At 63.7% G+C, this 21531-nt stretch carries 22 protein-coding genes and 1 pseudogene; 5 read left to right on the top strand and 18 right to left on the bottom strand.

Annotation, left to right across the window (positions count from 1 at the left end; genetic code table 11):
* Nucleotide 1: 1 nt before the first annotated feature.
* From EAV90_RS08560 to EAV90_RS08540, 5 genes are all read right to left on the bottom strand, one after another.
* Nucleotides 2-454, bottom strand: a complete 453-nt coding sequence (locus EAV90_RS08560; RefSeq protein WP_122403775.1) for a MaoC family dehydratase — start codon at nucleotides 452-454, stop codon at nucleotides 2-4.
* A gap of 390 nt (nucleotides 455-844) precedes the next feature.
* Nucleotides 845-1267 (bottom strand): hypothetical protein, encoded by a 423-nt coding sequence (locus tag EAV90_RS08555; RefSeq protein WP_122403776.1) that lies wholly within the window; start codon nucleotides 1265-1267, stop codon nucleotides 845-847.
* 12 nt (nucleotides 1268-1279) lie between these two features.
* On the bottom strand, nucleotides 1280-1501 hold the full coding sequence (locus tag EAV90_RS08550; protein ID WP_007592399.1) for a hypothetical protein: 222 nt from the start codon (nucleotides 1499-1501) through the stop codon (nucleotides 1280-1282).
* Between the two features lie 223 nt (nucleotides 1502-1724).
* Nucleotides 1725-2543 carry a lytic murein transglycosylase gene (locus EAV90_RS08545; RefSeq protein WP_122403777.1) on the bottom strand — a complete coding sequence of 273 codons (819 nt, stop codon included), beginning with the start codon at nucleotides 2541-2543 and terminating at the stop codon, nucleotides 1725-1727.
* A 38-nt stretch (nucleotides 2544-2581) separates the two neighbouring features.
* Nucleotides 2582-4435, bottom strand: coding sequence for a flavin-containing monooxygenase (locus EAV90_RS08540; RefSeq protein WP_129143171.1), 1854 nt, complete (start codon nucleotides 4433-4435; stop codon nucleotides 2582-2584).
* A gap of 177 nt (nucleotides 4436-4612) precedes the next feature.
* Here EAV90_RS08540 and EAV90_RS08535 point away from each other — a divergent pair, with 177 nt between their 5' ends.
* Together EAV90_RS08535 and EAV90_RS08530 are read left to right on the top strand one after the other, a co-directional pair.
* Nucleotides 4613-6238, top strand: coding sequence for a long-chain fatty acid--CoA ligase (locus EAV90_RS08535; protein ID WP_129143170.1), 1626 nt, complete (start codon nucleotides 4613-4615; stop codon nucleotides 6236-6238).
* A gap of 49 nt (nucleotides 6239-6287) precedes the next feature.
* Complete coding sequence (locus EAV90_RS08530) at nucleotides 6288-7499, top strand: acyl-CoA dehydrogenase family protein (RefSeq protein ID WP_129143169.1); 1212 nt, start codon at nucleotides 6288-6290, stop codon at nucleotides 7497-7499.
* A gap of 21 nt (nucleotides 7500-7520) precedes the next feature.
* Here EAV90_RS08530 and EAV90_RS08525 read toward each other — a convergent pair whose 3' ends face one another.
* From EAV90_RS08525 to EAV90_RS08505, 5 genes are all read right to left on the bottom strand, one after another.
* Nucleotides 7521-8429 carry an amino acid ABC transporter substrate-binding protein gene (locus tag EAV90_RS08525; protein ID WP_129143168.1) on the bottom strand — a complete coding sequence of 303 codons (909 nt, stop codon included), beginning with the start codon at nucleotides 8427-8429 and terminating at the stop codon, nucleotides 7521-7523.
* A gap of 149 nt (nucleotides 8430-8578) precedes the next feature.
* The gene (locus EAV90_RS08520; protein ID WP_129143167.1) at nucleotides 8579-10012 is read right to left on the bottom strand and encodes an amidohydrolase family protein; all 1434 of its coding nucleotides are present in this window, start codon (nucleotides 10010-10012) and stop codon (nucleotides 8579-8581) included.
* 16 nt (nucleotides 10013-10028) lie between these two features.
* Nucleotides 10029-11054: an ABC transporter substrate-binding protein gene (locus tag EAV90_RS08515; RefSeq protein ID WP_129143166.1), complete on the bottom strand. Its 1026-nt coding sequence runs from the start codon at nucleotides 11052-11054 to the stop codon at nucleotides 10029-10031.
* A 39-nt stretch (nucleotides 11055-11093) separates the two neighbouring features.
* Nucleotides 11094-11870 carry an ABC transporter permease gene (locus tag EAV90_RS08510; protein WP_129143165.1) on the bottom strand — a complete coding sequence of 259 codons (777 nt, stop codon included), beginning with the start codon at nucleotides 11868-11870 and terminating at the stop codon, nucleotides 11094-11096.
* On the bottom strand, nucleotides 11870-12727 hold the full coding sequence (locus EAV90_RS08505) for an ABC transporter ATP-binding protein (protein WP_245509477.1): 858 nt from the start codon (nucleotides 12725-12727) through the stop codon (nucleotides 11870-11872). Before EAV90_RS08505 ends, EAV90_RS08510 begins: the two co-directional genes overlap by 1 nt.
* A gap of 194 nt (nucleotides 12728-12921) precedes the next feature.
* On the opposite strand from EAV90_RS08505, the gene EAV90_RS08500 reads away from it, so the two are divergent.
* The gene (locus tag EAV90_RS08500; protein ID WP_122403786.1) at nucleotides 12922-13680 is read left to right on the top strand and encodes a GntR family transcriptional regulator; all 759 of its coding nucleotides are present in this window, start codon (nucleotides 12922-12924) and stop codon (nucleotides 13678-13680) included.
* Here EAV90_RS08500 and EAV90_RS08495 read toward each other — a convergent pair.
* Complete coding sequence (locus EAV90_RS08495) at nucleotides 13677-14093, bottom strand: nuclear transport factor 2-like protein (RefSeq protein WP_129143163.1); 417 nt, start codon at nucleotides 14091-14093, stop codon at nucleotides 13677-13679. The two genes, EAV90_RS08500 and EAV90_RS08495, sit on opposite strands and share 4 nt — an antisense overlap.
* Before the next feature lie 147 nt (nucleotides 14094-14240).
* Between EAV90_RS08495 and EAV90_RS08490 the strand changes: the two genes are divergently transcribed.
* Together EAV90_RS08490 and EAV90_RS08485 are read left to right on the top strand one after the other, a co-directional pair.
* Nucleotides 14241-15482, top strand: coding sequence for an amidohydrolase family protein (locus tag EAV90_RS08490; RefSeq protein ID WP_129143162.1), 1242 nt, complete (start codon nucleotides 14241-14243; stop codon nucleotides 15480-15482).
* Between the two features lie 229 nt (nucleotides 15483-15711).
* A complete protein-coding gene (locus tag EAV90_RS08485; RefSeq protein ID WP_129143161.1) occupies nucleotides 15712-16026 on the top strand; it encodes a hypothetical protein in 315 nt (104 codons plus the stop codon).
* Between the two features lie 52 nt (nucleotides 16027-16078).
* Here EAV90_RS08485 and EAV90_RS40415 read toward each other — a convergent pair.
* From EAV90_RS40415 to EAV90_RS08450, 7 genes and pseudogenes are all read right to left on the bottom strand, one after another.
* Nucleotides 16079-16213, bottom strand: a pseudogene (locus tag EAV90_RS40415) (NAD(P)-dependent oxidoreductase); the annotation flags it as partial.
* Entirely contained in the window at nucleotides 16213-17082 is an 870-nt protein-coding gene (locus EAV90_RS08475; protein WP_129143160.1) for an ABC transporter substrate-binding protein, read from the bottom strand. The pseudogene EAV90_RS40415 and the gene EAV90_RS08475, both read right to left, overlap by 1 nt.
* Nucleotides 17083-17106: 24 nt before the next feature.
* On the bottom strand, nucleotides 17107-17790 hold the full coding sequence (locus tag EAV90_RS08470; protein ID WP_129143159.1) for a 4-carboxy-4-hydroxy-2-oxoadipate aldolase/oxaloacetate decarboxylase: 684 nt from the start codon (nucleotides 17788-17790) through the stop codon (nucleotides 17107-17109).
* Nucleotides 17787-18500 carry a PIG-L deacetylase family protein gene (locus tag EAV90_RS08465; protein WP_129143158.1) on the bottom strand — a complete coding sequence of 238 codons (714 nt, stop codon included), beginning with the start codon at nucleotides 18498-18500 and terminating at the stop codon, nucleotides 17787-17789. Before EAV90_RS08465 ends, EAV90_RS08470 begins: the two co-directional genes overlap by 4 nt.
* Nucleotides 18501-18570: 70 nt before the next feature.
* A complete protein-coding gene (locus EAV90_RS08460) occupies nucleotides 18571-19455 on the bottom strand; it encodes an amidohydrolase family protein (RefSeq protein WP_129143157.1) in 885 nt (294 codons plus the stop codon).
* Nucleotides 19456-19486: 31 nt separating this feature from the next.
* On the bottom strand, nucleotides 19487-20197 hold the full coding sequence (locus EAV90_RS08455; RefSeq protein WP_129143156.1) for a TetR/AcrR family transcriptional regulator: 711 nt from the start codon (nucleotides 20195-20197) through the stop codon (nucleotides 19487-19489).
* A 92-nt stretch (nucleotides 20198-20289) separates the two neighbouring features.
* On the bottom strand, nucleotides 20290-21429 hold the full coding sequence (locus tag EAV90_RS08450; RefSeq protein ID WP_430644723.1) for a mechanosensitive ion channel family protein: 1140 nt from the start codon (nucleotides 21427-21429) through the stop codon (nucleotides 20290-20292).
* Nucleotides 21430-21531: the final 102 nt, after the last annotated feature.

Raw genomic sequence — 21531 nt, 5'->3', positions numbered from 1 at the left:
TTCAACGCGAGTCCCGCCGCGGTACGATGGCGATGGGAGTAAAGGTGTAAACTTCCTCGCCGTTCTGGTTGAGCATGGTCCATTTGACCAGCGCGATACCCTGAGGCTTCGACTTGGACGGCGTCAGGCTCATAACCTCGCCGACCAGATGCAGACGATCATTGGGCCGCACCGGCATCGTCCAGCGCAGGCCATCGACACCGGCGCCAATCAGCGGATGCGGACCGAACGGGCGGGTCTGGATCGCGAGGTTCATGGCGATCGCGGCGGTGTGCCATCCCGAGGCAGCAAGCCCCTTGAACAGGGTCGTCTTGGCGGCCTCATCGTCGAGATGCATCGGCTGGGGATCGAACTCGGCAGCGAAGCGCTTGATGTCGGCCTCGGTGACCAGAACTTCGGGGGACTTGAACCGCATTCCGACGGTGAGATCGTCGAACCACTCGACCTGCGCCATGATTTTGCCTCGCAATATGATGCGCCGCTCCCGAGGAGACGGCTTAAATGGCCCTGAGCGATAGCGGGATATAGCGGGCCCGCAGCGCACAAACCAGCGCAGGGTTCCGCGCGAAACCCCTTTCCCGATGCGACGAAACACGCCTGAAACAGATGGCCAGTTAAGTGGTTGTCAAAACAAATACAGGGACGGCCACCATGCAATTCATCCTGGACCTGATCTACGAATATTCCTGCTGCCAAAATCTTGTCGCCCAGCCGCTACTGGAGGACGAGCTATGATTGAGCTGATCTCAGCCCTGCTCGCGCTTTGCAGCATCGGCATCTTCGCGGCGCATGCGCTGGACGCCTACCGCACCACGCACTCCTGACCGCCTCGCCCTTACCCGCGCTAGAAAGGCCGTCGGTAGAAGTGCTCGGAATGCGTGGCCGGCGGAAACCGGTTGGCGAGCGCAAGCGCTCCCTTCTCGTCCGTCTCGAGCGCGATCTTCTGCGCCAGCATCACGTCGCCCGGCACCAGGAAGCCTGACGGGACGAAGCACCACCCCATCGTCGCGTGCCCTTCAACATCGATCTCATGGACGTTGGCGGCCGTGCCGTAATGGATGCGATAGGTCCTGCCGGTGTCGCAGCCGACGACGTCGAAATACCGGTGCTGCTCGAACTGCGCGCGCTGCGCCGGCGTCAGCCATTCGGCCAGAAGCCGGCGGCCGCGGGCATCCGGCGTGTTCTCGCCGAAGAAGCGGCGATAGAGTTCACGCAGCGCATGCAAACGCGCACGCGCCGGTGCGCGAAGCCAAACTGCCGCGATCATGAGCAGCTCAGATCAGCCGCCGACCAGGCGGGGATAGAACAACGTTTCCTGCGCGGTCGGATCGAACGATCTGATACGGGTGACTTCGCCGGGCCCGGTTCGAAGCGCGGCGGTGAAGCCGGCTCCGGTCAGCTCCCGAAAGCGCCGTTCGGCTCGCGCCAGCGCTTCGGCATTGCCAGGATCAAACTCGTGGCGCGTATCGCCCGTCTGGTCCATCACGATCTGGGTAGCCATATTGAGTCTCCTCATGCCCAGCCCTGAACTTGATAAAAGCAAACCTCGTGCCGCCGGTTCCCAATGGCAACAACTTTCTCGCGTCGGCGCATCACGCCTTGCTGAGCAACCTTCAGCGCGATGAGATCGTCATCGCGCTTTAGGTTATTGTTTCAGCATGATCTTTTCGAAAAAGCCGCGCAACACTTTTCGCTAACGCGGCCCTTCGGGTCTGGATCATACTCTAGCGCGAGGCTGCGGCGCCCCCACCCTCGTCGATCTGCCGGCCCATCAGCGCGATTGCCTTCTGATAGACGCCTGCGGCATTCCAAGCCTCGATGGCAGCGAAATTCGGCTCGCCCGGCTGGTACCCGGCTCCCGCGCGCCAGCCATGCGCTTTGAGAAAATTCGCTGTCGAGCTCAGCGCATTCGCAGCAACGTCGAGATTGCCAGTGCCGTAGGCCAAAATGTTCTTGGGCATGAACTGGGTCTGGCCGACCTCGCCATGCATGGAGCCGCGGGTCGATCCCGACAGCGTGCCGCGGTCGATCAGCTTCAAGGCGGCGTAGAGCTGGTCGGTAAAGAATTCGGGACGGCGGCAATCATACGCGAGGGTCGCGATCGACGACAGCATGTTCTGGTTGCCGCGCTGACTGCCGAAGCCGGTCTCCATGCCCCAGATCGCGATCAGCGGCCCGGGCGGGACGCCATAGCGCTGCTGGATCGAGGCGAACAAGGCGGCCTGCGACTGCTTGAGCTGCCGGCCCTTGGCGACGATGGTGGTGGCGCCACGCTTGGCCAGGAACTGATCGAGCGTCAGCGAAAAGCTGCGCTGGCCGCGGTCGGCCGCAATGGTCGCGCTGGCGTAATTGGTCTGCATCAGCGCCGACAGTGCGGTGGGGCCGATGCCCTTGCCCTGCGCCTCCGCGCTGAACTCGCGCTTCCAGGCCTCGAAGCCGGCCGGCGAGCTGCCGCATTGCGCCGCTTCGGCGGAGGATGCCAGGCAGCCGAGCAGCGTCATGGCGCCCAAAACCGCTCCCGCAACAGTCCCGCCCCTCATCATACCCAGTCTCCCGTCCTGTACCGCTCGGCGGCGCAATCTTACCCGGTGGAACGCGCCGACTCCATGGCCTGATGATAGGACAATTCGAGGCCTTCCAGATTGCCCTCCTTGCGCCATTTGTCGAGCAGCCGCAGGAATGCCACGGGCCCGCGCCAATATTGGCTGTTTCTTGCCGCGATCGGATCGAATACGCCTTCGTTGTTGTAGTAGCCCGGCGTACATTCGGCGAGATAGGTCTGCCGGCCGAGTGCGGCCTTGACGACCTCGTCCACCCAGGCGTTCTCGGCGGCAAGCGTCGGCTCCAGGGTGCGCGCCTTGCGCTCGCGGGCCTGCTTGATGACATAGGCGATGTGCCGCGACTGCTCGTCGATGATGTGCGGGAAGTTGGCGCTCTGTCCGGCTTGCACAGTGACGATCAGGAAGCAGTTCGGGAAGCCGCGGCTGTAGAAGCCGTGCAGCGTCTTGACGCCGTCGCGCCAGCGCTGGGACAGGCTGATGCCGTCCCGGCCATAGACCTCGAAGCCCATGCGGCGCGCGTAATCGGTGCCGACCTCGAAACCGCTGGCATAGATCAGGCAGTCGAGCTCATAGGCTTTGCCGCCGACCACGACAGCGTTCTCCGTGATGCGCTCGACGCCCTGCCCTCTGGTATCCACGAGATGCACGTTGGGACGATTGAACGTGTCGAGATATTCGTCGTGGAAGCACGGCCGCTTGCAGAATGCCTTGTACCAGGGCTTGAGCGCGGAAGCGGTCGCCTCGTCCGTCACCACGGCATCGACGCGGGCGCGGATCTCCTCCATCTTGCGGTAGTCCGCCTGCTCGATGACCTGCAGCGCCTCCTCCATCGAGGTCACCGGCTGCTTCTGGCGGCGCGGCGCCAGCAGGATCTCGCCGAGCAGGCCGGTCCAGCCGTCCTGCACCAGATCCTGTTCGAACGGCTCGCCTGAAATCACGGACGTAAAATTATCCATGCGTTCGCGCTGCCAGCCTGGCTTGAGGTTCTGCGCCCAGGCCGGATCCGTTGGCCGGTCGTCGCGAACACCGATCGCGGACGGCGTGCGCTGAAAGACATAGAGCTCCTTCGCCGAACGGCCGAGGTGCGGCACGCATTGCACGGCGGTTGCGCCGGTGCCGATGATGCCGACGCGCTTGTCGGCAAGACCGGTCAGGCCACCATCGGCATTGCCGCCGGTGTAGTCGTAGTCCCAACGACTGGTGTGGAAGCTGTGCCCCTTGAACGTCTCTATGCCGGGAATGCCCGGCAGCTTCGGACGGCTCAGCGGTCCTCCGGCAAGAATGACGAAGCGTGCGCGGATCTGGTCGCCCCGATCGGTCTCGACCATCCAGCGCGCCTCCTGCTCCTGCCACGTCATCCGCGAGATGACGGTCTGAAACAGTGCGCGCTCGTAGAGCCCGAAATGACGGCCGATGCGGCGCGAGTGCTCGTAGATCTCCGGCGCCCGGGCGTATTTGCGCACCGGCATGTAGCCTGTCTCTTCCAGGAGCGGCAGATAGATATAGCTCTCGGTATCGCAGGCAGCGCCGGGATAACGATTCCAGTACCAGGTGCCGCCGAAGTCGGCGGCCTTTTCCACGATGCGAAAATCCGCGATGCCGGCCTCGCGCAATCGTGCGCCACACAACAGACCACCGAAGCCGCCGCCGACGATGAGCACTTCGGTCGCTTCGCTGATGGCTGGCCGCGCAAAGCCGGGATCGGCCCAGGGGTCGTCGAGATAGCGGCTGAACTCGCCTGTGACCTCGATATATTGCGCCTTGCCCTCCCCGCGCAGGCGACGATCGCGCTCGTCGCGGTAGCGGGCACGGAGAGCGGAAACGTCGACCATAGATGCGTCGGTTGTATCGATCTTGTGTCTTTCCGCTGACATCCATCTCCTCCACCGCAAAGGCTGCTTCGCCGGCAGCTCACCTCACGTTAGCCTCGAAAAAGCGCTGCATGCAATCGCGCTCGCTGTTTTTTGCGTGAAGGCTCCGCGACGTTCCGCTAACCTTCCGCGCAAATCAAAAATCTGCGCCACGCAACGACGCGGCATCTGGAGGAGACCATGCAGGGATTGATGATGGACATGCCGCTTCTGATCAGCGGCCTGATCCAATATGCGGCCGACTATCACGGCGAAGCCGAGATCGTCGCGCGCGAGATCGAGGGCGACATCCATCGCTACACCTACGCGGACGCCCATCCGCGCATCAAGCGCATGGCGCTCGCGTTGAAGCGCCTTGGCATGAATCCCGGCGACCGCGTCGGCACGCTGGCCTGGAATACGCACCGGCATTTCGAGATGTTCTACGCCGCGCCGGGCATGAGCTATGTACTGCACACCATCAACCCGCGCCTGTTTCCCGAGCAGCTCGTCTACATCATCAACCACGCCGAAGATCGCCTGCTGTTCATCGACCGTGCCACGCTGCCGATCGTCGAGGCCATCGCGCCGCAGCTCGAGACGATCGAGGCCTATGTCGTGATGTCCTCGCGCGAGCGGATGCCGGAGACGAAGCTCGCGAACGTGCATTGTTACGAAGAGCTTCTGGAGAAGGAGAACGACACCGGCTTTGCCTGGCCGGAATTCGACGAAAAATCCGCCTCGACGATCTGCTACACCTCGGGCACCACCGGCAATCCCAAGGGCGTGATCTACTCGCACCGCGCCGCGATCCTGCAGACCATGACCTGCTGCAGTTTCGACTTCCTGCCGGGCCACGTCGAAGGCGTGCGCGAGGTTATGATGCCGATGGCGCCGCTGTTCCACGGCAATGGCTGGAACATGCCGTTCACCGCGCCCTACACCGGCTCGAAGCTGGTGCTGCCCGGCCGCAACTACGAGCCCGACAAGCTCTATGAATTGCTCGAGGGCGAGAAGGTGACACTCTCGGCGGGCGTGCCGAGCTTCTGGCTGATCCTGCTCGACTGGCTTGGGCGCACCGGCAACAAATTCTCCACGCTCCGCGCGACGCTGTCGTCGGGCTCCGCCCCGCCCCGCGCGATGGTCGAGAAGCTCAAGCGCGAGTACAATGTCGATTACATCCAGGCCTGGGGCATGACCGAGGCCTTGGGCTGCTCGATGCCGAGCCTCCGGCCTGGCTCGGAACATCTGAGCGACAAGGAGAAATTCGATCGGCGCCAAGTCTCGGGGCGCGCCTGTTTCGGCACCGCCTTGCGCATCGTCGACGATGCCGGCGTTGAGCTGCCGCGCGATGGCAAGACCGTCGGCCATCTGCGCGCCCGTGGGCCCTGGGTCGCCTCCGGCTACATGAAGCTCGACGAGGGCCTCGACCGCGACGGCTGGCTGATCACCGGCGACATGGCCGTGATCGACGGCCAAGGCCACGTCACGCTGACCGACCGCTCCAAGGACGTGATCAAGTCCGGCGGCGAATGGATCTCCTCGATCCAGCTCGAGGACATTGCGCTGTCCCATCCCGACGTGCTGCAAGCGGCTGTGGTCGCGATCACACACGAGAAATGGCAGGAGCGCCCGCTCCTCCTCGTCGTCCGCAAGAAGGGCGCGACCGTCGACGGCAAGACGCTGCTCGACCACATGCGTCCGAAGATCGCGAGCTGGTGGCTGCCGGACGCCGTCGAATTCCTCGATGAATTCCCGATGACCGGCACCGGCAAGGTGCTGAAATCCGCGCTGCGCGAGAGATTTAGGGAGTATCGCGTCACATGAAGCGGCCCGCGATCGCGTCCGTGCCGCCCATCGATCAAGGAGACCAAAGATGCTCTACCCGATGTCGCCCAAAGTCGTCGAGCTCAAGCGGAGGCTCGAAGGCTTCATGGACCGGCACATCTATCCGAACGAGGAGCGGTTCTATCGCGAGGCCGAAGAGCTCGGGCCGTGGAAGGTCTATCCGGTCATCGAGGAGCTGAAGCCGCTGGCGCGCGCCGAGGGGCTGTGGAATCTGTTCCTGCCCGAGAGCAATCACGGCGCGGGTCTTTCCAATCTCGAATACGCGCCGCTCTGCGAGGTGATGGGCCGCTCGCATCTCGCACCGGAGGTGTTCAACTGCTCGGCACCCGACACCGGCAACATGGAGGTACTGGAGCGCTACGGCTCGGAGCAGGACAAGGAGCGCTGGCTGAAGCCACTGCTTGCAGGCGAGATCCGCTCCTGCTTCGCCATGACCGAGCCGGCGGTCGCATCATCCGATGCGACCAACATCGAAAGCTCGATCGTGCGCGACGGCGACCATTACGTCATCAACGGCCGCAAATGGTACACGACCAACGCGACCGACCCTCGCTGCAAGATCTGCATCTTCATGGGCAAGACCGACCCAGACAATCCGGATCGTCACAAGCAGCAATCCATGATCCTGGTGCCGATGGACACGCCGGGTATCGAGGTGAAACGTCCCCTGCCCGTGTTCGGCTTCTACGGCGTGCCGGACCGCGCTTCCGAAGTGATCTTCACAAATGTACGCGTGCCCAAAGAGAACATGCTGCTCGGCGAAGGCCGCGGTTTCGAGATCGCGCAGGGCCGCCTCGGGCCCGGCCGCATCCATCATTGCATGCGCCTGATCGGCCTTGCCGAACGCACGCTTGAGAAGATGTGCCGGCGCGTGCGCAGCCGGGTTGCCTTCGGCAAGCCGGTCTCGGAGCAGACGGTGACGCAGGAGCGCATTGCGGAAGCCCGCATCATGATCGAGCAGGCGCGGCTGCTCACGCTGAATGCGGCCCACGCGATCGACACGGTCGGCAACAAGGTCGCGAAGGCCGAGATCGCCATGATCAAGGTTGCCGTACCCAACATGGCCTGCCAGATCATCGACTGGGCAATCCAGGCCCATGGCGGCGGCGGCACCTCGAACGATTTCGGACTGACCCAAGCTTACGCCACCGCGCGTCTGCTACGTCTTGCCGACGGGCCGGATGAGGTTCACCGGAACCAGATCGCGCGATTCGAACTGAAGAAGTATTCGAACGCTTAAGCAGAGCGCTCTTCCTTCGCCTCAGTTCGCCACATACACATCGGGATCGGCGCTGGAGCTCGGTTTCTTGAACGCGTTGCGCAAGGCTGATGACATCGGGACGTTGTAGTTGAGGCCGTTCGGCGGTGTCGGCGATTGCAGCCATTTCTTGTAGAGGACCTCGATCTCTGGGCTGGCATAAAGCTCCGCGGTTGCGCGATCGGCGAGCGCCTTGAATGGAGCGTCCTCTCGCCGCAGCATGATGCCGTAGGGCTCCGGTTTGGAGAACGCCTCCTCGCTGATCATGAATGCTTGCGGCTCCTTCGACCGCGCGATCGCGACCGCAAGCTGGACGTCGTCGAGTGCGTAGGCCTGGGCGCGGTCGGTCTCCAGCAACAGGAAGGCCTCGGCCTGGTCCTTGGCCGGCATGATGTTGATGCCGAGGTTGCGGTCGGCGTTGACCTTGGCGAGTTGCGTCAGATTCACAGATCCCGCGACCGCCGTCACCGCCTTGCCCTTGAGATCGTCGATGGTGTTGATCTTGGCGGCCTTCTTGGCGGCAAACCGCGTCGCGCTGAGGAAATGCGTGTTGGTGAAAGCGACCTGCTTCTGGCGGTCGGCGTTGTTGGTGGTCGCCGAGCAATGCAGGTCGAGCGTGCCGTTGACCATTAAGGGGATCCGGTTCGACGAGGTCACGGCGAGATAATCGACTGCGATGTCGGGCATGCCGAGCTGCTTCTTCACGGCATCGACGATCCTGAGGCAGATGTCCATCGCGAAGCCGACCGGCTTCTGGTTGCCGTCGAGATAGCTGAATGGCACCGAGGCTTCCTGATAGCCTAACGTGATCTTCTTGGTCTCCTTGACCTTCTGGAGCGTGCCCGTGAGGTCTTCGGCTGAAGCTGCGCCCGCAAGACATGTCAGGGCCAGGAGAATGGTAGGTAGGCGCATCAGGGACTCCTCGAACGGACTGGTGTCGAACTATCTAGGAGCTGATAGCCTACAGGTCCGTCAAGCGCCAGACGCGGCTGCGTCTACCAGCCATCGCTCTTTGATATACATTCCGTGATATACATTCCGTCGCGGCGCCGTTCGGCATGTCACTCGCAGGTCAGCTGCTGTTCGAACCAGCCCTCCAGTCGCTGTGACAGCGGCGGCCACACACGCTGGAAGCTGTGGAGCTTGCCGACATTGGCGCGGTACATTGCCCGCAATTCCTGTTCGATCACCGGCAGATCGACGCCAGAACAGACCCCTTCCCTCGCGATGGTCTTGCCGGCGACGACGACCTCCTTCACAAGCGACGCATTGCCGCGCGCGAACAGCAGCGCCATCGGATCGACCGGCATGATCGCGTCGCGATCGAGCCGGTCGAGATCGATGACGACGTAGTCGGCGGGGTTGCCAGCAGCGAGTTCGCCGGTACCCGGCGCGCCGGTGGCGCTGCGCCCGTTGCGGATGGCGAGTGCAAACATTTCGGCCGGTGTCCATGTCGCCTCGAAGCCGAGGCCGCCATGTACCATCAGCACCAGCCGCATTTCGCGGAGGATATCGTCATCCTCATCCAGCGCCAGCCCGTCGACGCCGACAGTGATGGGGCAGCCGCATTTGTGGGCGCCCGGGATCGGGGCGAGGCCGGAGCGCAGATGCATATTCGAGCTGAAGTTAGTGACGATGCGTGCGCCGGAGGCTGCAATCATCTCCAGCTCGTCCGGGCGGGCGTGGACGCAATGCGCCAGCGTCAGCCGCTCGGAGAGGAAGCCAACGTCGCGCAGCCAACGCACCATATCGGGAAAATTCTGGTCGGCCCAGGCACGCTGGTACACCGTTTCCAGGAGGTGCATGTGAATGCGGCGGCCGGTCCGCGCGGAGTTCTCGGCCACCGCTTCCAGCAGCGGCTTCGAGCACCATTGCACGCCGGCGGGCCCGAGTTGCACGTCGACCATCGGGCCGGCGATGGCGGCGGCAATGGCGTCGGTCAGCTCGATATAAGCCTTGGGCGAGATCGGCGTGCGAACGAAGAGGTCCTCGATGGTCTTGCGGTCCTCCCTGGGAAGTCCCGAGAGCACCGGCTCGGCATCACCATAGACGATCGGGTTGCGGTCACGCACGGCCATCGCAAACGCGATGCGGATGCCGACGTCGGACGCAGCTTTCGCGACGGCCTTGGCCTCGTCGACCAACGGCATCGTCCCGCTCGGGCGGGTGTAGTGGACCATCATGGCCGCGCAGCCTGCCTTGGCGGAACGGGCCAACGCAGAGGCTGCCGTCAGATAGGGATCGACTGGTGAGCCCAATGCGGTCCGCAGGATCCAGCTTTCCAGGGGCATGCCGACGGCGCCGAAGGACGACGCTGTGGCGCGGGCATGATCATGGGCGTTGACGAAGGCCGGGATGACGAAGGAGCGAGGCCCCGGCCCCGCTCCTTCCGAGATATCGGTGATGACGCCCCCGTCGTGCCGCAGCACGACATTGTCGCTGACGCCGCGATCAGGGTCACGGAACAGGCTGGTTGCCGCAATCTGCGTGACCATGGCTGTCCCTCCGAAATCAGTTGGCAGTATACACCAGCTCCCGCTCCGCGCGCGGTGGCAGGAATTCGCGTGAGAACACTTCTGCCGGCGTCGGCGCGCGGGCGAGCTGATAGCCCTCGACCACAATGCCGATGGCGCGTGTCATGCGGTCGTCCTTGATGTCGCCGATGCCGATCTCCCTCATCTCCGGCGAGACGATCAGCTTCTCGAAGGAATATTGCAGCCGGCGCTTCTCGACATCGGCATTAATGAGGTTGTCGTAGTTCAGCGCCGCCTTCATTCCGGCGTTCTGGTCCTTGGCAACCGCGATCGCGCCCTTGTTGATGGCGCGCACCAGGCCCGCGACGGCCTTCGGGTTCGAGGCGATCAGCTTGCGGGAGACCATCACGCCGTTCGAATAGAGATCGAGGCCGTACTCACCGAACGAGAACCATTTGAAGTCCTTGTCCGGATCCTGGCGGTTGAGCACCAGGTTGAAATAGCTGGTGATATTGAAGACCAGGGCGGCATCGATATCGCCCTTGATCAGCATCGGCTCCTGCAGATTCGGCGCCATGTTGGAGATCTTGATCTTTTCACCGTCGAGCCCATTCTTGCGCGTGAACACCGGCAGAAGGCGCGTCGTCGGCGTGCCCTGCGCGCCGCCGAGCGTGTGGCCTTCGAAATCCTTGATGGTGTTGATGCCACTGGTCTTCTTGGCGACAATGGCGAACGGCGGCTGGTTCCACATCATGTAGACCATCACCGGCGCCTCCTGCGGCTTGGTCGAGGCGTTCTGGATGATGGCATTGACGTCGCCGAAGCCGGCGTCATAGGCGCCGGACATCACGCGCGTGACGGTGGCGCCGGAGCCCTCGCCCTGGTCGATGACGACGTTGAGGCCCTCTTCCTTGAAGAAACCGTGGTCCTTGGCATAGAAGAATGCGGCGTCGCTGCCCTGGGTTTTCCAGCCCAGTGTGAACTTGATCGTGGTTTCCTCCGCCGTAGCGGCGCCTGCGGACAGCGCCAATCCCACCAGCGCCGCACTTAACATCCTCAACATCGAGACCTCCTCAGCTTCGTTGCGTGACGGTTCAAGAATTCAGGTGGCGATCACGTCGTTCTTGCGCGTGGCCCAGCCGGTGACCTGGCCCTCGATCAGCGAGAACACGACGTAGAGCGCGACGCCGAGGCCGGCGAGCACGAACAGGCCGGCGAACACCAGCGGCACGTTGAAGTTGGAGGACGCGGTCATCATGACGTTGCCGATGCCGCGGTTGGAGGCGACCGTTTCCGACAGCACTGCACCGACGAAAGCGTAGGAGATCGCGACCTTCAGCGAAGCGAAGAAGAACGGCATGGTCCTGGGCAGACCGACATTCCAGAGGATGTCGAGCTTGCTGGCGCCGAGCGCCTTCAAGACGTCCTCGAGCTCGGGCTCGGTGGTCGCAAGGCCTGTCGCGATATTGACGACGATCGGGAAGAAGCAGATCGACAGCGCGGTCAGCACCGCCGGCACCGTGCCGGAGCCGAACCACAGGACGAAGATCGGCACGACAGCGACCTTGGGGATCGAGGAGAAGCCGATCAGGAGCGGATAGCAGGTGTCATAGGCCGTCTTGGAGACGCCGATGATCGCGCCGAGGGCGACACCGAGCGCGACGCCGAGGACGAAGCCGAACATGGTGGTGGCGAGCGTCTGCACGATGTGCGGCCACAGCACCGGGAAACGCTGGACCAGCGTCACGAACACCTGCGAGGGCCGCGGCAACACCAGGTCGGACATGCCGGTCATCAGGCAGAACAGCTCCCAGGCGAGGAAGAACAGCACGATCAGCCCCGCCGACCACGCCTTCTGCCTGACATCGATCCCGAACATCAGCCTGCCCCCTGCTCAGCTGCGCTGCGCGCATCTTCGATGAAGGCGCGCAGCTTCTGGTTCAGCGCGACGAAATCCGGCTCGAAGGTCATCGCGACCGTGCGCGGCCGCGCGAACCCGACGCGGCTGTCGTCGAGGATGCGGCCGGGGCGCGCGCTCATCACGCAGATGCGGCTGGCGAGGAAACCGGCCTCGCGCAGATCGTGAGTGACCAGCAGCACGGTCGGCTTGTGCGTCATCCAGAGGGTCTGAAGGATCGCCCACAGTTCCTCGCGGGTGAACTGGTCGAGCGCGCCGAAAGGCTCATCCAGCAGCAGCATCCGTGGCTCGTGGATCAGCGCGCGGCAGAGATTGGCGCGCTGGAGCATGCCGCCGGAAAGTTGCCAGGGATAACGGCTGCCGAACCCCTTGAGGCCGACCTGCTCCAGCAGCGCGTTGGCCTTGTCGCGAAACTCGGTCTTGCGCAGCCTGCGGAAATTCGAGCGGAACGGCTCGACGATCTTCAGCGGCAGCATGATGTTCCGCTCGATCGTCATCCACGGCAGCATGGTCGGGTTCTGGAAGGCCATGCCGACTCGCATCGCCCGCGCCGCCACCTCGCGGCCGCCGACGATGACGACGCCGCTGGTCGGCCGCACCAAGCCACTGACGAGACGCAAAATGGTCGACTTGCCGCATCCGGACGGGCCGACCAGTGCGACAAACTCGCCGTCAGCGATTTTCAGCGTGGTCTTCGATAGAGCCGGCACGGCGCGGTCGCCGCGCCCGAAGGTCACGGACACTTCCGACAGCTCGATAGCAGTCGCGGCGGCGCCTTCGGGACGGGGCTGGCGGTCAAGCTGGGTCTTGGGTTGCATGCGCATCACGGTCAAAGTGCATGCAAGCCAGATGCCAGAGATCGGCGCCCGCGAATTCAATGACCTCGCCAAAACCTGCGCCAAATCACCGGATTCGATTTGGGCAGCGCGGGCCCCAAACTGCATGCAATTCGAGCGCTGAATTGACGCGAGCCTATGCTAAAGAGAGATCTCACCTCGTATGGGATTCGCCGATGCCGGCGCGCGCGAGCAGCAGGACTTCTGAATCATCGGACAAGGTCAGCGTGATCTGCCGCGCGTTGCGGCGCGCCATCATCGAGCAGGCGCTGGAGCCCGGCGCAAAGCTGCCCGAGGACGCGCTCGGCGAGCGCTTTGGCGTCAGCCGCACCATTGCCCGCCACGCGCTGGGCCAACTCGCCGCCGAAGGTCTCGTCGAGCTCCGCCGCAACCGGATCGCGGTGGTGGCGACGCCGAGCTGGCAGGAGGCGCGCGACGCATTCGACATCCGCATCGAGCTCGAACGTCTCGTCGTGCGTCAGCTCGCGGGCAAGCTGACCAAGGCGCAGATCGCCGAGCTGAACGCCCATGTCGACGCCGAGGATCGCGCCCGCGGCGGCACGGATGCGGTCTCGATCCGGCTCGCGACCGAATTCCACATCCTGCTCGCGCACATGACGAACAGCCCGATCCTGGTGCGCTATGTCAGCGAGGTCGCCTATCGCTGCTGCCTGACGCTGTCGCTCTACAGCCGGCCGCATTCCACCGAATGCGCCATCAACGAGCATCGCGCCATCATATCAGCGCTGGCCAAGGGCGACGCGGCCAAGGTGATGGAACTGATGCATCATCACCTCGATTCCGTGGCCAATCGCGCGCTGGTCGCTCCGACTCCGCAGCGCGGCCGTGATCTGCTCGATATTCTGGCGCCCTATGCCGACGAGGTGACGAGCGACCGCGTCGTCAAGCTGCCGAAAATCGCGCGGAGGGGCTAAGCCTCGATGCCGCGCTGAACGAGGATGCGCTCGGCGCTGTCATTCCAGACATCCATCTTGACGATCTGCCCGCCCCGGACGACGAAGCGGTCGACATAGCGGTTGCCCTCGAACGGCGTACCGTCCATCCATTCGCCGTAGAGCGTGCCGACACTGTAGACGACGGTCTCCTCCGCACCGGGGCAGACGTCGAAGCGGTCCATCTTCTTCTTGACCCAGCGATATCGTTTCGCATTGAAGCCGGTCGGCCCACGCGGATGATCGAACTCGCGTCCGCCGGTGAACGTGATCACCGTCCCCGGCTTCATGTAAGCCACCGCTGCGTCGGGATCGGGTATCATCGAAGCCGTGAGATAGGCCTCCACGATTTCGGCGTCGGTCATCGGACGTTCGGCTTTGGCGGGCACGGACATGGCGGGTTCTCCAGAGTGCCGGCATTCTACAATTCAGCCCTCAAAGTGCATGCATATTTTTTGAACAATCCGCCACCCCGACTGCACACATTCTGGAGCTGCCTGCTGCCACGGCTTCCGCTAGGCTGCCGCAGTTGAATTCACGCCATGCTGACCCAGAGCTCCCTAGACCTGATCTTCCGCAACGCGCTGTTGCGATCATCCGCCGCACCCCTCGATATCGGCGTGAAGGGCGGACGTATCGCAGCGATCGAGCCCCACCTCGCCTGCGAGGCTGTCGAGATCGATCTCAGTGGGCATCTCGCCCTGCCCGGGTTCGTCGACACGCACATCCATCTCGACAAGGCCTGCCTGCTCGGCCGCTGCGCGCACGATCACGGCAGCCTCTCGGAAGCGATCCGCGCCGTTGCCGGGATGAAGAAGGATTTCACGGTCGAGGACGTCTACGCGCGCGGCGCAAAAGTGCTCGAACGCGCCATCGTCCACGGCACGACGCGGATGCGAACGCATGTCGAGATCGACCCGCGCATCGGCTTGCGCGGCTTCGAGGCGGTGAAGGCGCTTCAGCGCGACTACGCCTGGGCGATCGATCTGGAGCTCTGCGTCTTCCCGCAGGAAGGCCTGACCAACGATCCCGGAGCCGAGGAGTTGCTGATCCAGGCGCTGCGCGACGGCGGCGAGGTCATCGGCGGCTGTCCCTACATGGACGCCGACCCAAATGCGCATCTCGCGCGCGTCTTCGATCTCGCTGAGGAATTCGACGTCGATGTCGACCTGCATCTCGATTTCGATCTCGACCCCACCTGGTGGCATCTCGATGAGGTTTGCCGCCAGACCGGGCGGCGCAACTACGGGGGACGTGTGGCGATCGGCCACGCGACAAAACTCTCCGCACTGCCGCCGGAGCGTATGAAGGCCGCCACCGCGCAGCTGGCAAAGGCCGGCATTGCCGTCACCGTGCTGCCCGCGACCGATCTCTATCTGATGGGGCGCGAAGCTCCCTGCAATGCGCCACGCGGGCTGACGCTTGCACACAAGCTCGCGGGCGACGGCGTCGTGTGCTCGATCGCGACCAACAACGTGCTCAACCCCTTCACGCCGTTCGGCGATGCCTCGCTGCTGCGGATGGCGAATTTCTACGCAAATGTCGCGCACGCCTCGGTGAGCGATTTCGACACCTGCCTCGATCTCGTGACCGAGCTCCCGGCCCGGCTGATGAACCTCAGCGACTACGGTATCAAGGTCGGCAATCCCGCCGATCTCATCGTGCTCGATACAAAGGACAGCCGCTTCGCTATCGGTGAGCTGCCCGATGTCCTGATGGGCTTCAAGGGCGGCCGGCAGACATTTGCGCGGCAGCGGCCCACCCTGTTCAGTCCGAAGAAGTGAGAGCGGTTCCGCTGGTTATCCCGGGATCGCGTGACACTGCACGCGGAACGTTCCGAATTGGTCATCACGGCGTCGTACGAGCGGTCCCTGCAGTTCGATTTTACCGCCGGCTCGAGCCTACCGAAGTCGGTAGAATCCCGGACCGTAGCCCAACGCATTGCGAGGCCGGCCACGCCGACCATAACTACGGCCTGCACTGACCATATGCGTTCAGTGGGGAAGTAGGGGTATGTTCAGCGCATTCAGCAGCATCGATGATGATTCCGTCCCGGCCCCTACACCCACCGATTCGGCGGTGAAGCGGCTCGACGGCATCGGCCATGTTCTCTCGGGTCTCGATATCACGGCGATCCAGACGCAGGCCGACGTGAACCGTACGCTCTGGACGCTCGATGCCGCCAACAAATGCGTTCGCGCCGTGCTAGCGGAATTCCGCACACAACCGGCCACGGAGCAGCTCGTCCGCAAATCCAGAAATCTGATCGACCTGATCGAACGCGCGCGCGACCAGGTCGTGAGCTTTCGGGTCTTGGCACGATCTTGATCTGATTACTTGGTGCGATTGATCTTGGCGAGGATCCGGTCCGCCTCGGTTCGCCCTGCTCGCCACCGAGCTTGATGTCGTAGGCGGCCACCTTGATGTCCTGCTGACGCAAATCCTCGGCCAGAATCCTGCCGACCTCGCCATAGCCGACCAGCCCGATCTGCCACCGCCTGGGATCATCTACCATCAGTTCAATCCTCGCGTCGTCACATCGAAAAGCTCTTCGACCGCGTAGCACCGCGGAATCAGCGCCTGCTGAAACGCATAGTCGACGATCAGCTCGAGCGGCTTCCTAATGGCCTCGATCCCGAACGGGACGAGGTCGGGTGTTGCCGCAGGTCCTGCCTGCTCCTTGTTCCGCTTGAGCAGATCATAAACGCCCGCGACCACATCGGGGCGCGATTTCGCGAGTTGCTCGGTCACGACCACCAGATGATTGACTGGCACGGCGCCGCGCCGCGCGTACCATTTGGCGGCCTCGCCGGCGGGATCAGGAAACAGCGGCTTCAGCTTGGGATTATCCGAGGTCTCGCCGAGCGCGGCGTCGAGCTCGCCGTCGAGCAGCATCTGGAGAATCTTCTTGTCCTTCGGCGCGCGCTCGGTGCTGTCGACATATTCGGCGACATGGGGATCCTCGAACGTCACCCATTTTACCTTGTCGAGATTGACGCCGTAGTCGTTGGCAAGGATGCCCCTGATCCAGGCCCCCGTCGTGGTCGTGAAGGAGCGGATGCCGACGCGCTTGCCTTCGAGATCGGTCGGCCGCAGCGTTCGATGCGCGGGGTTGTACAGCGCATGGGAATGCTGAAAGCGGCCGAGCATGGTTGCCGGTAGCAGCACCAATGGCTTGCCGTGGGCTTTCGCCATCAGATAGGTGACGATCGCCATCTCGCAGACGTCGAAGGCTTGCTCGCGCACCATCGGTTTGAACGCCGCGTTGGTTGGCGTGTACTCGACAAAGTCGAGATCGAAGAGGTCGGAGCGGAGTTCGCCGCTCTTCACCGCCTTGACGTGAGGGTGACCACCGAGCACGGTCTTCAACTTGAGACGATCCATGCACCCGCTCCGCTTCCCGTCGCTTCAGACGTCCTCGGGATTGTCGACATAGACGAGGCCGACCTTCGCCAGTGCCTCGCGCATGCTGTACATGTCGAGGCCGAGCTCGCCCGAGGCCAGCCGCGTGCGCTTGCCTGCTTCATCCGCGTTGCGCTTCTTCGCCTTCTCGGCGACTTCAGGAGCATAGCGTTTCGCGACCACCACCACGCCGTCATCATCGGCCACGACGATGTCTCCGGGATCGACATTGACGCCGGCGCAGACCACGGGGACGTTGACCGAGCCGGGCGTGGCCTTCACCGTGCCCTTGGCCGAGATAGCGCGGGACCACACCGGAAATTTCATCTCGTGCAGCGCTTTGACATCGCGGCAGCCGGCATCGATGATCAGCCCCTGCACGCCGCGGGCCTGGAGCGAGGTGGCGAGCAGCTCGCCGAACATGCCGTCGGTATTATCGGTGGTGCAGCCGACGACGAGGATGTCGCCCTTCCTGCACTGCTCGACCGCGACATGGATCATCCAGTTGTCGCCGGGTTGCGCCAGCACGGTGACGGCGGGACCGGCGATCGACGCGCCTGCCCAGACGGGGCGCAAGTAAGGCTTCATCAGGCCAATGCGGCCATAGGCCTCGTGCACGGTCGAGACGCCGTACTCCGCCATTCCGGCGGGATCGGCGCGCTTGATGTTGCGAACGACGACCGACTTCATGCCAGTTCCTCCGCAATCGTCGGAAACAGGCGCTGATAAGCCTCGCCGTAAGTCATGGGCACGCCGGTGTTGCGGCTGCCCTGGATGCCGCGGTTGAGCGCAACGCGTTCGTAATAGCCCCAGAGATGCTTCTGCGCGGCGAGGATCTGGAACGCCTCGTGCTTCTCGTTCCAGACCTCGTCGATCTTGAGGATCGTGTCGGGCTTGTAGTTGCACTGCTCGGGCTGGTGCGGCTCGAACAGGAACACCGGCGGTGCCGAATATTTGTACTGCGCGCCGGGCTTATGGCCCATCGCCTGCGCGACCACGCGCGTCTCCTGCGCGAAATGCGCCGCGTTCGGATGGTCGAAATTATAGGGGTCCTCCAGCGCGTGCGTCAGCACGAAGCTCGGATTGAGCTCCCGGTAGATGTCGACCATGCGATCGAAGTGTGCCTCGGTGAGCTTGAGCGGATAATCGCCGCAGTCGAAGAACTCGATTTCGGCACCAAGCAGCTTTGCGGCGCGCTCCGCCTCGTCCCTGCGGCCGGCCTTGACCGATTCCAGCGTCGCGCCCTTCTCCTTCCAGGCGAACTGACTCTCGCCGCGCTCGCCGAAGGACAAGCAGACGATCTTCATGCGATAGCCCTTCTTCGCATGCAGCGCGATGGCGCCGCCGGCGCGCCAGACGAAATCGCCCGGATGAGCGGTGATCACGAGACCTGTTTTCATGGGTCACTCCTTTGATAGCCGTTGGCCGGCGTCCCCTGCGGCGCGCAGCTTCTCGATCTCAGCAACGTCGTCATGCCTCGAACTCGAACAGGCGCGCGGGATTGTCGACGAGGATCTTGTTCTGGAACTCCGGCTCCGGCGCGAACAACGGAATCAGGTCGACGAGGTCACCGTCATTCGGCATCACCTTGACATTGGGATGCGGCCAATCGGTGCCCCAGACGACGCGATCCGGCGCGGTCTCGATGATCTTTCGCGCGAACGGCACCGCGTCGGTGAACGGCGAACCGCGCGAGGACACCCGCTCCGGGCCGCAGATCTTGACCCAGCACTTCTCATCGCGCTGCATCAGCTCGATCAGAATCCTGAACGGCAATTGATCGAGCCCTTCCGACGCCTTCACCCGGCCCATATGGTCGATGGTGTAGCGCAGCGGCAGCCTGGTCAGCATGTTGGCATATTCCGGCAGGTCGATCGCATCGAAATGCAGATCGACGTGCCAGCCGAGCGGCGTGACCATCGCGATGATGCGGTCGAACACGCGCTTGTCCGGAGCGCCGCCGAGATGGCGGACGAAATTGAAGCGGCAGCCGCGGAAGCCGCCCTCGTGCAGCACGCGAAGCCCGCGCTCGGTGATGCTGTCGTCGATATTGGCGACCGCCCGATAGGCGCCGTTGCTCTGCGCGATGGCATCGAGCGCCACCCTGTTGTCGGTGCCGTGCACGCTGGCATTGACGATGACGGCGCGCTCGACGCCGAGCTTGGCGTGCAACGCGCGGAAATCCTCCAGCGGCGCATCCGGCGGCGTGTAGGAGCGGTCCGGCGCGTAAGGATATTTCGCGCCGGGCCCGAAGATGTGGCAATGCGCATCGCATGACAGTTTCGGCAGCTTGAACGTCGGCCTGCGCGTGTTCGGATCGGGCGGCGGAATGGTCGGCGTGTACATCGTCGTCATCGGGTGAACCGCCGAAGCGAGATCGCTTGCTTCAAGTTTTGCTGCTGAGGGCCGGCCGCCGCCGCGCCGGCGCCGTCTGATCCAGCGCCGGCGCCTGGAAGGCGGCGACGGTGGCCTGCACCAATTGCTCGATGGCGCCCGCGGCATCACTGCCGTCGGCCTCGCCGCGCGACAGGCGCGACACGCGCTCCGGCGTCACCAGCGAATAATAGAGTGCACCGAGCAGGAAATGGCTGCGCCAGACGATGTCGGCGCGCGGGATGTGCGGCAGGCTCTCATGGATCGCGTCGATGAAGGCATGGCTGGTGTCGTCAAAGGTCTGCGCGATGATCTTTCGCGCGACCTCGTTGCCCTCCGCGGACATCACCGCGCGCAGCCGCGTGAAGCGCGCACCACCACCGGCAAGATCGCTGCCCGAGGTGAACGCCGGCACCACATAGGCGCGCACGATCGCCTCCAACCGGTCCTGAAGATCGCGCACGCGCCTGGCGGCGGCGAGCAGCTCGGAACGGCGCAGATTCATCGGCCCGCAATGGCGCCGATAGATCTCCAGCAGCAGGCCGTCCTTGGTCTTGAAGTGGTAAGTGACGCTGCCCGGATTAGCCCCTGCGGCCTGCGCGATGTCGCGTACCGAGACGGCGTTGAAGCCGTTGATGGCGAACAGCTCCTCGGCCGCGGCGAGGATCGCCTCGCGCATGTTCGGCTTGCGGGCCGTCTCCTTGCTGGTGGATTTGCGGACCATGGGATTTGTACTATCGTACAAAAGATAAGGTCTCGTCAACAAAAACCGTCGGCAATGGCAGGACGGTCCAGCAACGGGCCTGGGCCGTTCAGTTATGGACCCGCGCCGGCATTTGCTCCGGCGGCGCGGGTCCGTCGCACCAAATCGGCATCGTCATCGACCGACGGGATCAGGATCGCGCGCTCGCGCGGCAGCGCTTCCGGCATCTCGTCGCGGATGAAGGCCACGAGCTTCTCCCTGATCTCGCAGCGCAGGTCCCAGGATTGCGGTGCATTCCGCGCGCTGACCAGCGCGCGGAGCTCGATGGCGCGCGGATCCGCGTCGATCACCTGCAGATTCACCACCGCACCGTCCCAGAGTTTTGACTCCTTCACCGCGCCTTCCAGCCAGCGCCGGATGCGCGGCACGTCGGCGCGATAATCGACGTGGAGCGCGATCACGCCGATCAGGGATGCGGTGTCGCGCGTCCAGTTCTGGAACGGCTTTTCGATGAAATAGGACAGCGGCACCACCATGCGGCGCCAGTCCCACAGCCGGATCACGACGTAGGTCGAGGCGATGTCCTCGACCCAGCCCCATTCGTTCTCGATGATCACGGCGTCCTCGATGCGGATCGGCTGGGTGATCGCGATCTGCAAGCCCGCGATCAGATTGCTCAGCAGCGGCCGCGCGGCAAGACCGACGATGATGCCGGCCGCGCCGGCGGAGGCGAACAGGCTGACGCCATATTGCCTCACCGAGTCGAACGTCATCAGCGCGGTCGACGCCGTGATGATGACGATGATGGTGTCGGTGACGCGCTTGAATACGCGCACTTGCGTGACGTGCTTGCGCGCGATGAAGTTCTCTGTGACGTCGCGAAAGTTCTGCAGATAGCGCGCCGCGCTCATGTCGACGATCCGGATGGAGATCCAGCCGGTCAGGGCGATGAAGAACACGACGAACAGGCGCGTCAGCGGGGTGCGGATCATGTCGTCGAGCGGCGCAAGCGGCAGCACCAGCGCGACCGCGGCAAGGCAGAGCGCCATTTGCGCCGGGCCTGCCGTACGCTGGATGAACACACGCAAGAGCGGAAGACGGGTTCCAAAGGTGCGGTTGAGCAGCCAGGCCGCGACCCGGTGCGCGAACAGCGCGACGATGATCGCACCGGCAACCAGACTGAGACCGATGAACCATGACGGTATCCAACCAAACATCCCGTCGATGTCGGCCATGAGACCCTGCCAATTCATGAGTGTCCCCGTAATGCATTCCCGTCAGCGTTCAACGCGTTGCGGCGAGCTTCGCTCCCCGGCCTCGCGCAACGCGGCATCCCACTGGTGCAACCGTCGCCG

The organism is Bradyrhizobium vignae, assembly GCF_004114425.1.
Lineage (GTDB): Bacteria > Pseudomonadota > Alphaproteobacteria > Rhizobiales > Xanthobacteraceae > Bradyrhizobium > Bradyrhizobium vignae.
The sequence above is the reverse complement of the archived record's forward strand: the minus strand, read 5'-3'. Positions and strand labels throughout refer to the sequence as shown.

Coding starts and splice junctions, on each gene's coding strand:
- EAV90_RS08560 (WP_122403775.1), bottom strand. CDS start 454: ATGGCGCAGGTCGAGTGGTTCGACGATCTCACCGTCGGAATGCGGTTC.
- EAV90_RS08500 (WP_122403786.1), top strand. CDS start 12,922: ATGCCGGCGCGCGCGAGCAGCAGGACTTCTGAATCATCGGACAAGGTC.
- EAV90_RS08510 (WP_129143165.1), bottom strand. CDS start 11,870: ATGTTCGGGATCGATGTCAGGCAGAAGGCGTGGTCGGCGGGGCTGATC.
- EAV90_RS08490 (WP_129143162.1), top strand. CDS start 14,241: ATGCTGACCCAGAGCTCCCTAGACCTGATCTTCCGCAACGCGCTGTTG.
- EAV90_RS08540 (WP_129143171.1), bottom strand. CDS start 4,435: ATGTCAGCGGAAAGACACAAGATCGATACAACCGACGCATCTATGGTC.
- EAV90_RS08550 (WP_007592399.1), bottom strand. CDS start 1,501: ATGGCTACCCAGATCGTGATGGACCAGACGGGCGATACGCGCCACGAG.
- EAV90_RS08475 (WP_129143160.1), bottom strand. CDS start 17,082: ATGGATCGTCTCAAGTTGAAGACCGTGCTCGGTGGTCACCCTCACGTC.
- EAV90_RS08470 (WP_129143159.1), bottom strand. CDS start 17,790: ATGAAGTCGGTCGTCGTTCGCAACATCAAGCGCGCCGATCCCGCCGGA.
- EAV90_RS08515 (WP_129143166.1), bottom strand. CDS start 11,054: ATGTTGAGGATGTTAAGTGCGGCGCTGGTGGGATTGGCGCTGTCCGCA.
- EAV90_RS08465 (WP_129143158.1), bottom strand. CDS start 18,500: ATGAAAACAGGTCTCGTGATCACCGCTCATCCGGGCGATTTCGTCTGG.
- EAV90_RS08530 (WP_129143169.1), top strand. CDS start 6,288: ATGCTCTACCCGATGTCGCCCAAAGTCGTCGAGCTCAAGCGGAGGCTC.
- EAV90_RS08495 (WP_129143163.1), bottom strand. CDS start 14,093: ATGTCCGTGCCCGCCAAAGCCGAACGTCCGATGACCGACGCCGAAATC.
- EAV90_RS08525 (WP_129143168.1), bottom strand. CDS start 8,429: ATGCGCCTACCTACCATTCTCCTGGCCCTGACATGTCTTGCGGGCGCA.
- EAV90_RS08450 (WP_430644723.1), bottom strand. CDS start 21,429: ATGAATTGGCAGGGTCTCATGGCCGACATCGACGGGATGTTTGGTTGG.
- EAV90_RS08485 (WP_129143161.1), top strand. CDS start 15,712: ATGTTCAGCGCATTCAGCAGCATCGATGATGATTCCGTCCCGGCCCCT.
- EAV90_RS08505 (WP_245509477.1), bottom strand. CDS start 12,727: ATGCAACCCAAGACCCAGCTTGACCGCCAGCCCCGTCCCGAAGGCGCC.
- EAV90_RS08460 (WP_129143157.1), bottom strand. CDS start 19,455: ATGACGACGATGTACACGCCGACCATTCCGCCGCCCGATCCGAACACG.
- EAV90_RS08545 (WP_122403777.1), bottom strand. CDS start 2,543: ATGATGAGGGGCGGGACTGTTGCGGGAGCGGTTTTGGGCGCCATGACG.
- EAV90_RS08555 (WP_122403776.1), bottom strand. CDS start 1,267: ATGATCGCGGCAGTTTGGCTTCGCGCACCGGCGCGTGCGCGTTTGCAT.
- EAV90_RS08535 (WP_129143170.1), top strand. CDS start 4,613: ATGCAGGGATTGATGATGGACATGCCGCTTCTGATCAGCGGCCTGATC.
- EAV90_RS08520 (WP_129143167.1), bottom strand. CDS start 10,012: ATGGTCACGCAGATTGCGGCAACCAGCCTGTTCCGTGACCCTGATCGC.
- EAV90_RS08455 (WP_129143156.1), bottom strand. CDS start 20,197: ATGGTCCGCAAATCCACCAGCAAGGAGACGGCCCGCAAGCCGAACATG.